Below are 12,358 nucleotides of genomic sequence, written 5' to 3' on the forward strand. Positions count from 1 at the left end.
TGTCAGTTATTTGGTTAGGTGAATATCTTAAATATCGAGGTTAATTGGTCGAAAACTACTAAAATAGTAACTTAAAATTATCCAAAATACGCCCTTCTTAAGCGCTCAAGTGATGGAAAACATTTTAAAAGATGTTACGAACGAATTAATAGATGTAAAAAGCAGATCGGTTGAGCTTCAGTCTGTTATCAATAACTTGACTGAGGCAATTTGGTCAATAGACCTCACTTCTGAGCCTTATGAAATCATCTATCACAATAATCCAATCGAACGATTTGGTAACCCTGATGAACTGGATCCGCCACCCCGAACCATGGAAGAATGGCAGCAATGTATACATCCCGATGATCGGGAACGAGTGCTGGAAGAGGTGGTCAATGCGCTTAGTTCAGGCAATGCGAGCTACTCCTATAGGGCCCTTCGTAAAAAAGATCAGTTTCGTTATTTCCGCGACCGGATCAGTGTGCTTTATGAAAATGAGAAACCTGTTCGGCTTGATGGAATAACCATAGACATAGACCATATAAGGCGTTCCAGGCTCAATCTGGAGCTTAGTCAGCAGCGATTAAAAGCAATTGTAGATGCACTGCCCGACCCGGTTTTTATTTCTACAAAAGAAGATGGTCAGGTCATTTTTGCCAATGAAGTGCTTTTTAAGGTTTATGAGATGTCTCCCATAGATTTTCTGGGCAAAAAGGTAATTCAGTTTTACCAGAACTTTGAGGGTCGGAAGTCTTATATAGAACGATTACAGAACGAAGGCCATATTCAGGGGCATGAACTTGTGTTGCGCAACAAAAAGGGCGAATCGTTTTGGGTAAGTGCTTCCACCATGCCACTCGATTTTCAGAATCAGGAGTGCTTTATTACCATTCTACAAGACATTACCGATCGTAAAAATCTTGAAAAACAGCTTCAGGAGAGTAATGAGCGATATCAGTTGGCGGTTGAAGGAACCAATGATGCTATTTGGGAATATGACTTCCACACCAAGAAGTCTTACCTTTCTCCTCAGTTTTGGGAAGGTATGGGGCTGCCTCCGGAAGAAAACCCACTGGATGATCAGCTGATAGCCAAATACCTTCACGAAGTAGACCGAAAGGAATTCATTGTGGTGCTCAACCAGCACCTGGAAGAGAAGAAGGAAAAACTAACACTGGAGTTCAGGCTTTCAGGAGCCGAAAACAAAATAATCTGGGCCCTTTTTAAGGCTGGCATTATTTACAGCGACAAGGGAGTTCCCCTTAGAGCTGTGGGTTCTCTTTCCAACATTACCTCCCTCAAGGAGGCTCAAACCAAACTGAGAGAAAGCGAAGCGAAGTATAAGCTTATATCAGAAAATTCGAGCGATTGTATATGCCTTCAGGAGCTCAATGGGCGCTTTGTTTTTGTGTCGCCTTCATCGAAAGACGTCCTGGGTTACACTCCGGGCGAACTAGCTAGTATGAGGCTAAGAGATATTATTACCGAAGAATATTTACATAAGGTGTCAGACACCATGCTGGGCGTAATTCAAGGTAAGCTAAAAACCGTTTCCATAACTTTTCAGGCCAGGCACAAAAATGGCAGCCTCGAATGGCTGGAAACTGTTGGAGGAGCTATTCTGGACGACCAGGGCGAGCCTATGTTTTTACAAACAAGCACAAGAAATGTAACGGACAGGGTAGAAGCTCAACGACAGCTAAAGGAAAGCGAGGAGCGCTACAAGCTTATTACCGAAAACTCCAACGACATTGTGACGCTCATGGATGTTGAAGGTAACTACGTGTTTATTACTCCTTCTATTAAGGAAGCAATGGGCTGGGAGGTAGATGAGGTAATTGGTCAGAATACACGCAACTTTGTGCATCCGGAAGACCTGCCCGATATTGAAAAAGGCTTTTTAGAAACCCTTGAGAAGAAGATCAAGGAAAGAACGATGATCTTCCGATACAAGCACAAGAATGGCAGCTGGCGATGGATGAAAGCCACAGGCGGAATTATTCTGGATGAGCATCAGAACCCCATCTACTTTAGAGCCAATAAAATTGACATCACAGACAAGAAGCTTACAGAAGAGCGCCTAAAGGCGAAAGAAGAGCAGTATAAGCTAGTGTCTGAAAATTCTGCCGATGTTATTTGCTTACATAAGCTCGATGCTACTTTTACTTTTGTATCGCCCTCTTGTTCAAGGCTGTTGGGCTATTCCGTAGAAGAAAAAATGGAGCTTACCCTAGCAGACCTTATTCACCCTGATGATTATAAGCGAGCCATTGAGGTGTTCGAAGAAACCGCAAAAAACAAGCGCAAGAATACCATTACGCAGTATCGTTACAAGAAAAAGAATGGAGAGTATTTCTGGGCAGGAGTTTCAATGAGTGCGGTCCTGAATAGCGATCAGGAAACACAATTTGTACTTACCTCTACAAGAGACATTACGGAAATTGTGAACGTAATAGAAAAGGAGCGACAGCTCAACAAGCTTAAGTCGAGCTTTATTTCCATGGCATCTCACGAGTTTAGAACACCCCTCACCACCATTCAGTCCAGCAACGAGCTCATAAGCATGTATCTGGAAAACAAGGCAGAAATAAACGATAACCGTCTGGTGAAACACGTGAGTCGAATTCGTACAGAACTGGATCGCCTCAATGCTCTTTTGAAGGACGTGTTTACCCTGGGTAGGCTGGATGTTGGAAAAACCCAACTGAAAAAAGACATTACTTCGCTAACGGGAATTGTTCGCCAAGTAATACTGGAGTGTCAGGTGCAGTTTAAAGACCGCAAGGTGCAATTGAAAATTGAGGGGCAGGAAAGACAGCTATTACTAGATAGCCAACTCATTTCTCATGCCATATCCAACCTCATTAACAACGCCCTTAAATATTCGGGGAATAAAAAAGATCCGGAAGTTATCATCATTTACGAACCTGATTCGGTACAGCTAAAGGTCAAAGACTACGGAATAGGAATTCCTAAGAAAGATCAGGCCAGCTTGTTCGAGTCGTTCTCAAGAGCCTCCAACGTGGGCGATATTGACGGCACCGGTTTGGGGCTGGTAATAGTCAAACAATTTATTGAGATGCATGGTGGTACCATTTCCTTTCAGTCGGAAGTACACAAAGGAACTACCTTTACCATTGCCATTCCCAATGTTTAGTTAAAAGTAAAAACCGAGCCTGAAGAGAGGCAAAAGAGTTTCTTCAGATTTCGCCAGTAGAATGTTTACAGCAAAACGGCCGAATGGAGTAAGGTATACCCCTCCACCATAGCCATGATGCCATTGGTTGGAGTTTTCTCCGCTTACCCATACCCTGCCCAAATCGTTGAAAAACAGAAGACCAACTCTGGCCGGCAGAAAGTAATTCCTCCACTCTAGTAAATCTATTCTTAGGTCTAGCTGATGGTAGAAGCTGCTTTCACCCGCAAAGCGGTATCTTCTATACCCTCTCAGGGTATTGAAGCCATCGAGATAACTGGCCTGGAAAAACTCAAAATCGCCAAACGATTTGTGGTAGCCTACACGGGTAGCCATTGAGGTGCGCCCGAAGCCATCCATAATCCAACGAAATGTAAGGTCGGAGCGCCAGCGCGCACTGTTTGCAGATAGTTCGTTTAGCCCGTTGTCATACAGCAGTTCGGTGTTAAAAGTGATGCCCCGCTTGGCAAAAACGGCATCGTCTCGGGTATCCAGATAAAAGCCCAGGTTAGCCCCTAAATAAGTTCTGTGATTTTCCAGTAGACTTGGATCAAGTCCATTTTCTGCAAAGTTGGAGATAAAACGGTTGTCATTCTTTTCAATCTCCACGTCCCAAAACCTAAGGCCTACCTTAAAATGAGCCTTTGACCCTACCTGAAAGCTTAGGGCCGGGTTGATAAAATAGGATTCGTAGCGGGTGCGGTAGTAGGTTAGGGGTTGGTCTTTGTCGTAGGTCGACTCATTGCCCAAACCAAAGAAGTTGTTCACAAAGTTAGGGGCCTTTATTTCCATATCGAGCAACAGGTTGGCTTTGCCCAGAGCATCAACCCATTCACCGCTGTAGTCCAGGCTATATGAGCTGGTGGCCAGCGCATAGCTGGCCAGCAAAGTGTGCTTTGCAGCAAAAGGCTCCTTGCGAAAGCCATCACTCTTATACATAAACCCACCTCCAAGAAAAATACCATCGTCCGGGTTATAGTTGAATCCAACAAGTGGCATTAGCACGTCAAAGTCGAACTCCTCCATATTGTAGTGGTTTATGAGCGGATCCTTATCGCTGGTCAGGTCTTTGGTTTCTTTGCTGGGGTCCAGGATTGTATTGAGGGACTTGTCGTAAACCACAGTGTGTTTTTTTAGTCCTTTTACCCGGCTTTTGTCTACTACCATATCTTCTCCATCTCCGCCAATGATTCGTACAACTATACTTTCGTTTACATTGCCCGACAGTTCAAACTCATCTTCCTGGTCGAAACCAAAAAGTCGTATTTCTTCAGTTTCTGAAGTCTTAAATGTACGTTGATAGAGCAACTGATCCCGGTTGCCCTTATCAGATATTTTATACACTTCTACCTGGGTTTCTTCATCGCTAAGGCGTTTTACTATAAACCACTCTCTCTTGTCGCTGCCCAGTACGTTCACCGTTTTCGACAAAAATTTGTAGTAGTCAGCGGCATATTCATGAAGCCGGTCTCTGCGGTTTTTGAGCTTTCGTATAATCTCCTCGCCATGCAGGTCGAAGATTTGCTTTGGCCAAACTTTGAATGCTTGTTCAATCACTTCATCTGTGAGGGCTGCTTGTAGTTCTTTGGCCTGATTCACCCAGTCTTCTTCAGAAGGTTCCGTCATAAAGTACCTGTCGAACCACCGAATTCTATAAAAGCCGTAGGCAGGGGTATAGTCTATTTCATCATGAAAACCCCTTAGTGCAGGCTGAGCCCATTTGGAAGCGGCCAGTTTCTTAAAGACACCCTCACCGGCAAAGAATACCACATCGCGATCGCGGGGTATTGGTTTATACAGCTTCTTATCGTCTTTCAGGTCATATTCAACCCATCTCCATTGGTCATCGTGCCTGTCCCAATCGCCTAGCCACATGTCGAAGAGCCTGTTTCGCACCACAAATACCTGATCGACCTTTTCATCATTGTCGTCTCTGAGTTTTTCGTACAGGTCTATGCTCGACTCTACATCGTCTCCGGCTCCAAAAAAGGATTCTTCAATGTGTTCTTTATTGGCGCGTTCTTCAAAAATGGCCATAGTGTTGGCAAAGTCTTCGCGGTATATGCCAAAACGGGGATCGTCCGGTATAAAATAAACCTTAGGATTGGCGTGGAATATTCCTGCAGCTTCGGCCAGGGGCGGAATTACAAATGGTGCATAGGGGTGAGAAGAGGAGATGCCATCTTGAACAATACTTTTTATGAAGGTGCGTCTTAGTTCGGGAGGCAAGGTCAAAGCAGGGTTTTTGTCCATAGATCGTAAGACATACTGTTTGCCGTCTTGAGCCTCCAGTCTCAGAGAGGTGGTTTGGTGTCCGCCTCCCTTTTTTAATATTCTCAATCCTCCTTTTACACTGCCAATATCAAAAACCGGCAACTCAATTGGTGTGGCCCATTCCTGCCGGTAGTTTTCTCCAAAGAGTGCTTCGTGCAGAGCACTACGGTTGTGGTATTTTAAGCTAGCGGCAAATACAGTGTCTTTATCCTTGAATTGATCGGTATCGAACTCGGCCAATAAGTCTTTGGGCGAGGGCTGCCATTCTCGTTCGGAGAGAGTGGCCTCATATAATGTTTTTGCTTCACCGTTTTCAGGGGTAATGAACCGGAGTACGACTTTGCCGTTGTGCAGGTAGTCTATTCGTGCAAACCCCATGGTGTTTTGGGCAAACAAGGCATCGCCTTTCTGTTTTACATGAGCATTGTTTTTAGCACCTGAACCGCTTACTACAAAGTGCATTCCTTCTTTTGCAATGTGTTCAAGGGCGTGTTCATGGCCTGCTGCATGTATAACATCGGGGTGTTGTTGCATGAGTTGCACCAGCCCATCGCGAAACTGCTTGTAAATGGGGTGGGTATTGTCTTGAATATTGCCAAACACTTTGCGATAGAGCGGATAAATTGAGCCCAGCCCCGGTAAGGGGAGGTAAAAATTCTTGAGTCGTTTGGAGGCCGTAAGCGGAAATAGGTGGTCTTTAAGGCTGAACACTCCTCCATGAATACCATAGGTATACATAGGGTGATGAGAGACCACCACCAGCTTCTTGTGAGTATTTCTCCTAATAATATCCTGAAGTTGTTCTCCGGCCTCGGCCAAAGACGATACGCCACAGTCGTTGCTGTTTTCGGGCTTTTTGCCCTTATGAAGAAACCACTGAGTGTCTATGGCTACAAGTGTAATGCCCTCGGAGAGATTAATCTCTACAGGGCCGGGGCAACCATTGGGAGGCAGCCAGATATTAGTGTTGTTAAGCGCCTTTTCTACATACCGCTGCTGAATTTTAAGCTATTCCAACCCATAATCTTTTCCCTGAGCCCAATCGTGGTTGCCGGGAATAAAGATGGTTGTGCCTGCAAAGCCCTTTACAGCGTTAATTTGTCCATCAATGGCCTTCTCCGCTTCGGCACGAAGCGGATGGTCGGCCGGAGGCATGCCCTTTGGGTATATGTTATCGCCCAGAAAAACTACTCCTGCATTTTCTCCTGCTGCCGTTAGCTCTTGTCTGAGCAAGGTGAGTACCGGGTTTTCATATGGTTCTCCCGCATCGCCAATTAGAAATAAGGAATATCGCGGAGGTTGACTTTGAAAAGCACTGGCGGTAAAACCAGCCAGCAAAAAAAATAGAATGAGCAGTGGCCTCGACATGAATTTTGTTTTGGTGGCAACAGAAATGTACATCTAAAGGTTCTATTGGCTGCGCTAATTTAAAGATAAACAGGTCTTATTAACTTTTACAGCCGAAAGAGGCCCTGCGTTAATTGCCGTTATTCAGTTTAAACCAAAGCAACGTGCCTCCATCGCCCTCAACTTCATTGGAAATGAACAAGTCGCCATTGGGGGCAAAGGCAATTCCTTCCGGTTGAGGGAAAAGACTTCTTTTCAGTTCAGTTAGATTCTTGGGTTTTCCATCTGTGCCAAAGACCATAAGAGCCCTTTTGTGTGCAGAGAGTACATAAGCCTCTCCGGTGAGTGGGTGAATGGCTATGCCCGAAGGATGAAACTTAAAGTCTTTGCCCACTACCTGTTCTAGTTGCTTATGACTCACCGAATAAATAGGGAGCTTGATGAACTTCTCCTCCTTTAGATCGAAGCCGTAAATAGCCTTCCCTTTCACTTTTACTTTATCCACATCGCCATCGTCTTTTAAGGCAATGAGCAGCAAATGTTTTTGGGCATCGTAGCCCAAGCCTTCTACATTATTGCCTACATGAAAAGGAGTGCTTATTTCTTCCACAACCCCTTCTAAGCCCACATGAAAACGGTATAGTTTGCCATTGCTTTTAATCACATAAATGTGATCTCCTATGCGCTCAATTCCTTCAAAATCGCCATCACCTCCAAAACGCACACGTTGTACAACTTTTCTTTTTTCCAGGTCAAACACATACATTCTGCCATTCTCATCGTTGTGCATAGCAAGTTGACCCGGGGCATAGTAGGTGAGTCCGGAAACCTCTTCCAAATAGTCTGGGAGCCTGTATACGGCTGTTGGAGAATCTAAGGAATAGGGTGGTTTTTGATGTTTTTGAGCCCAAATGGAGGTTCCCAAACTTAGGAAAAGGAGAATGACAAAGCAGAGTTTAGTTGGCATGACGATGGAACAAAAATAAGCTTTTGATCATTCCTAATAAGTGTTGATTTTCAGGTAAATTCAGACAGAGCACATATATTTAGTTCATAATCCGAAAAAGTGGCAGAATCGCTCATAGCTAAAGTTCAATCGTATTGTAAGGAGTTGCTCGAAAGAGAGCTTCCTGAAAAGTTTGTTTATCATAACTACAATCATACAGAACGAGTGGTAGATGCCGCCCGAATGATTGGGCGTGAGTCAGGGCTGAATGAGAAGGAGCTGGAGACGGTAACCATTGCTGCCTGGTTTCATGATGTGGGGTATACGCATGGCTGCGATTACCACGAAGCCACCAGTGCCAAGTTGGCTCGTTCATTTTTGGAAAAAGAGAAGGTAGAGGCTGCAAGAATAGAGGCTATTGAGGGCTGTATAATGGCTACACGCATTCCTCAATCTCCTAAAAACCTGATGGAAGAAGTGCTTTGTGATGCCGATTTGCACCATTTGGCTTGTACTGACTATGAAATGATGTCGGAGCGTATGCACCGGGAGATTGAACACGTAAAAGGCAAAGAGATTGACCCTTCTTTGTGGAACGAGATGAATTACAACTTCTTCAAAGACCATGAGTATTTTACTGAATTTGCCAAAAAACACCTGCAACCCATAAAAGAAGAAAACCTGCAACAGATAAAGAAAGCCAAAAAGGGAGAGTCTGACAGTAAGTATGTGAAGAAGCTCGAAAAAAAGCTGGCTAAACTGGAGAAGAAGGCCGAACAAAAGCCGGATAGGGGTATTGAAACGATGTTTAGGACTACCTCTAAAAACCATTTGGAATTGAGTGCTATGGCCGATAATAAGGCCAATATCATGATTTCAGTCAATACCATTATTCTGTCGGTGGTGGTTTCAGTACTCATCAGAAAACTATATGAATATCCGAACCTGGTAATTCCTACCATTGTGCTTATTGTGGTTTGTCTTACCACCATAGTATTGGCCATTTTGGCTACACGGCCAAATGTATCTTCAGGTGTTTTTACCGATGCAGAGGTTTTGAGCAAGCGTACTAACCTTCTTTTCTTTGGTAACTTTCATAAGATGGATCTGGATCGATACGAGTGGGGTATGCGCGAAATGATGAAGGATGGAGATTACCTCTATGGTAGCCTTATCAAAGACATTTATTTTTTGGGTGTGGTGCTGGGTAAGAAGTACAAATTGCTACGGGCATGCTATACCTTTTTTATGATTGGCTTTGTTATTTCAATCATAGCCTTTGTATGTGCCATGCTTCTCTTTCCTCCACAAGAACAAACCGGCTTCTATACCTTTTAGCTTGATTTTCTTGAACTTACTGGCTAAATAGGTTCATGTTAAAGAGTTATTTTCTGGTAGCCTTGCGTACCATACGCAAGCACCCGGGTTATGCCGGGGTCAATATTTTTGGACTTACTCTCGGTATTTCATCCTTCTTATTCATTCTCCTAATTGTTCGGTTTGAGCTTAGCTTTGATAAATTCCATAGTCATTCCGACAGCATTTACCGAATAAACAATGAATTAAGGCTAAGCAGTGGTAACTACAAGTATCCTACATGCCCTTCGGCCGTAGCACCTGCCCTTACCAGTCAGTTGCCGGAAGTGTTGGATTTTACACGTTTAAGTGGAGGAGGTCAGCAATTAGTTATTGAAGTAGGAACTGAGCTTTTTAAGGAAGATGATTCCTTCTTTGCCGACCCGAACTTTCTGGAGTTTTTCAATTTTGAGCTGCAACAGGGAAGACCGGCCGATGTACTCAATGCTCCCAACCGAGTGGTACTCACGGAGGCGGCCGCCATAAAGTATTTCGGCACTACTCAGGCTGTAGGGAGAACTCTGAAAGTAAAAGGCCAAAATGAGACAGAATATGAAGTATCGGGCATACTAAAGAATCTTCCGGGCAATACTCATATTCAGTTGGATATGGTGTTTTCCAATCTTACCCTTCGCCAAATGAACAATGGCAACATACTCAATAGTTGGGGTAATGATGGGTTTTATTCTTACATAAGACTTGCCAGGCCAGAAGACGTAACAATCGTTTCTAATAAACTAGAAGAGCTGAAGATAGCCAATGTGGAGGAGGCCAGGCAGCACATGTTTAACCCTGATTTTACGGCTCTGGAAGATATTCATCTCAGCTCCAACTTGCGCAATGAGATTGCTGTGAATGGTAGCATGGATTTTGTCTATATATTTTCGGCCGTAGGCTTGTTTGTACTCATCATTGCCGGAATCAACTATATGAATCTGGCAACGGCCCGGTCGGCCCGAAGAGCCCAGGAGGTAGGTATAAGAAAAGTTTTAGGAGCCTATAAAAAACAGCTTATCGCTCAGTTTTTGGGCGAGTCGCTTGTTCTTTCGGTGATCTCCGCGCTCTTGTCTCTGCTCATTGTAGGGCTGTTACTGGGCTGGTTTGCCAATTTGGTTAACAGGCCGGTTAGTACGGATATGCTCTATCAACCGGAGGTAGTGTTAATTTTAGTGGCCATAGTGCTCATTATTGGTCTGGGTTCAGGGAGCTATCCGGCCCTTTTTCTCTCAGCTTTTAAGCCCGTAGTAGTACTCAAGGGTAAGCTTGTTCCGGGCATGGGCAGCTCCGGCTTTTTTAGAAAAGCACTGGTCGTATTTCAGTTTGTTATTTCCATTGTCATGATTATTGGTACGGCCATCGTTTACAAACAACTCAACTTCCTTACAAGTAAACCTTTGGGTTTTCAGAAAGAACATGTGCTAATGGTTTCCAATACCAACCAGGCTATTACCCCAAAGCTTGAGGCATTTAAGAATGAACTAATTAAAAGTCCCGATGTGGAGGCCGTTACGGCCACTTTTTCTAAACCCGGTGGCCTTCGGCCTATAGTTTTTGTGAAATCAGAAACGGTTTCGGAAGAAGTTGATGGACTCAATCTGGCCGGTATCAATATTGACCTTAACTACCTTGAAGTAATGGAGATAGAGCTTCTGGAAGGCCGCAATTTCGATCCGTCCATTCCAACCGATTCAACAGAGGCTATTATTATCAACAAAAGAGCTTCGCGAGAGCTCAATATGGAGAATGATGCTGTGGGAAGGTTTATCGATGTACAAAATTTTGGTGGTCAGTGGCAGCGTAAACAGATCATTGGAGTAATCGATGATATTAATTTTGAACCCTTGCAAAGAGGTACGGAGTCTTGCTTTTACGCTTATTTCTTTCCCAATTTTCAGTACGTTTTTGTAAAACTCAGGCCAGAGGCCTCTGGTCAGGTAATCGAACACGTTCGGTCGGTTTGGTCATCCATGGCTCCTTCCCAACCTTTCGAATATTCGTTTCTGGCCGATGACCTGAATACGTACTATGAAAATGAGAAAGAGCTGGGGCAATTGGTGATTTTCTTTGCCGCCCTAGCCATTGGAATAGCTTGCCTGGGGTTGTTTGGCTTGGCCTCCTACAGCACCGAACAACGCATAAAAGAGATTGGTGTACGAAAAGTGTTAGGGGCCTCAATTGGACAGGTGTTGTACCTGCTATCGCGCGATTTTGCTTTGCTCATTGTTGTGGCTTTTGTTATTGCTGCGCCTGCGGCATACTACCTAACCGGTTGGTGGTTGCAGAATTTCGCTTTTGCTATAACGCCTTCGATAATTACTTTTTTGTTGGCAGGTCTGGTGGCTATGTGTATTGCTCTGCTCACCGTAAGTTATAAAACCTATCAGGCCGCGCGCTCAAACCCTGTTCGGGCCCTTCGGTCAGAATAGCGTGTCAATAATGAACAAATGTGGCCGATATTGTACACTTTGTAGAGCTGATGAAGCTGCCAAATGGCTAAAATCAATATATTCGCTATTGGCATATCAATTGTTAAACCCATTAGGTCAAAACTTAAACTAATCAGATGATAAAACTTCGCGACATCGACAAGTTCGTTGATTCAAAATACCAGAGAACCTTCATACTTAAAGGCATAGATTTAGATATAGAACAGGGTGAATTTGTAACCATAATGGGCCCTTCTGGGGCGGGTAAGTCCACTCTTATGAACATTATTGGAATGTTGGATGAGCCATCACAGGGAGAGTATTACTTCTTCGATGAACCTATTCACCGCATGAAGGAGCGCAAGCGTAGCGATTTACATAAGCATCATATTGGATTTGTCTTTCAGGCCTATCACCTTATTGACGAACTCACTGTTTACGAAAACATTGAAACCCCGCTCTTATACAAAGGAGTAAAGAGCAAGGAGCGTAAAAGCTTGGTGGCCGAAATGCTCGATCGCTTTCAAATGGTTGCCAAGAAAGATCTCTTTCCGGAGCAGCTTTCCGGTGGTCAGCAGCAGTTGGTAGGGGTGGCAAGAGCCCTCATTGGGCAACCTAAATTGCTTTTGGCCGATGAGCCCACCGGAAACTTACATTCCGATCAGGCAGAAGAAATCATGAAGCTTTTTCAAAAGCTCAATCAGGAGGGAATGACTATTGTTCAGGTGACCCACTCCAAAGAGAATGCCGCCTATGGCAAGCGTACCATCAATTTAGTCGATGGAGCTATCGATAAAGACGATAGACACTAAAAGGCTTTTCTTAAATTCA

General features: G+C 44.1%; 7 protein-coding genes. 4 read left to right on the forward strand and 3 right to left on the reverse strand.

Annotation, left to right across the window (positions count from 1 at the left end; translation table 11 throughout):
- Positions 1–112 precede the first annotated feature (112 nt).
- Positions 113–3,139: a PAS domain-containing protein gene (locus IE164_RS05670; RefSeq protein WP_189629200.1), complete on the forward strand. Its 3,027-nt coding sequence runs from the start codon at positions 113–115 to the stop codon at positions 3,137–3,139.
- Here IE164_RS05670 and IE164_RS05675 read toward each other — a convergent pair whose 3' ends face one another.
- From IE164_RS05675 to IE164_RS05685, 3 genes are all read right to left on the reverse strand, one after another.
- A complete protein-coding gene (locus IE164_RS05675; RefSeq protein WP_189629201.1) occupies positions 3,140–6,271 on the reverse strand; it encodes a bifunctional metallophosphoesterase/BamA family protein in 3,132 nt (1,043 codons plus the stop codon). It lies immediately after the preceding gene.
- Positions 6,272–6,460: 189 nt separating this feature from the next.
- Complete coding sequence (locus IE164_RS05680) at positions 6,461–6,820, reverse strand: hypothetical protein (protein WP_189629202.1); 360 nt, start codon at positions 6,818–6,820, stop codon at positions 6,461–6,463.
- Positions 6,821–6,929: 109 nt separating this feature from the next.
- Positions 6,930–7,766: an SdiA-regulated domain-containing protein gene (locus tag IE164_RS05685; RefSeq protein WP_189629203.1), complete on the reverse strand. Its 837-nt coding sequence runs from the start codon at positions 7,764–7,766 to the stop codon at positions 6,930–6,932.
- A 99-nt stretch (positions 7,767–7,865) separates the two neighbouring features.
- On the opposite strand from IE164_RS05685, the gene IE164_RS05690 reads away from it, so the two are divergent.
- From IE164_RS05690 to IE164_RS05700, 3 genes are all read left to right on the forward strand, one after another.
- Positions 7,866–9,083: a Pycsar system effector family protein gene (locus IE164_RS05690; protein ID WP_189629204.1), complete on the forward strand. Its 1,218-nt coding sequence runs from the start codon at positions 7,866–7,868 to the stop codon at positions 9,081–9,083.
- A 35-nt stretch (positions 9,084–9,118) separates the two neighbouring features.
- Positions 9,119–11,527, forward strand: coding sequence for an ABC transporter permease (locus IE164_RS05695; RefSeq protein ID WP_189629205.1), 2,409 nt, complete (start codon positions 9,119–9,121; stop codon positions 11,525–11,527).
- A gap of 137 nt (positions 11,528–11,664) precedes the next feature.
- A complete protein-coding gene (locus IE164_RS05700) occupies positions 11,665–12,339 on the forward strand; it encodes an ABC transporter ATP-binding protein (RefSeq protein WP_189629206.1) in 675 nt (224 codons plus the stop codon).
- Positions 12,340–12,358: the final 19 nt, after the last annotated feature.

The organism is Roseivirga thermotolerans (genome assembly GCF_014653175.1).
Classification (GTDB): domain Bacteria; phylum Bacteroidota; class Bacteroidia; order Cytophagales; family Cyclobacteriaceae; genus Roseivirga; species Roseivirga thermotolerans.

What these genes read in the sequence shown, in the direction of transcription:
- IE164_RS05680 (WP_189629202.1), bottom strand. Translation starts at nt 6,820, where the DNA reads ATGTCGAGGCCACTGCTCATTCTATTTTTTTTGCTGGCTGGTTTTACC.
- IE164_RS05700 (WP_189629206.1), top strand. Translation starts at nt 11,665, where the DNA reads ATGATAAAACTTCGCGACATCGACAAGTTCGTTGATTCAAAATACCAG.
- IE164_RS05695 (WP_189629205.1), top strand. Translation starts at nt 9,119, where the DNA reads ATGTTAAAGAGTTATTTTCTGGTAGCCTTGCGTACCATACGCAAGCAC.
- IE164_RS05685 (WP_189629203.1), bottom strand. Translation starts at nt 7,766, where the DNA reads ATGCCAACTAAACTCTGCTTTGTCATTCTCCTTTTCCTAAGTTTGGGA.
- IE164_RS05670 (WP_189629200.1), top strand. Translation starts at nt 113, where the DNA reads ATGGAAAACATTTTAAAAGATGTTACGAACGAATTAATAGATGTAAAA.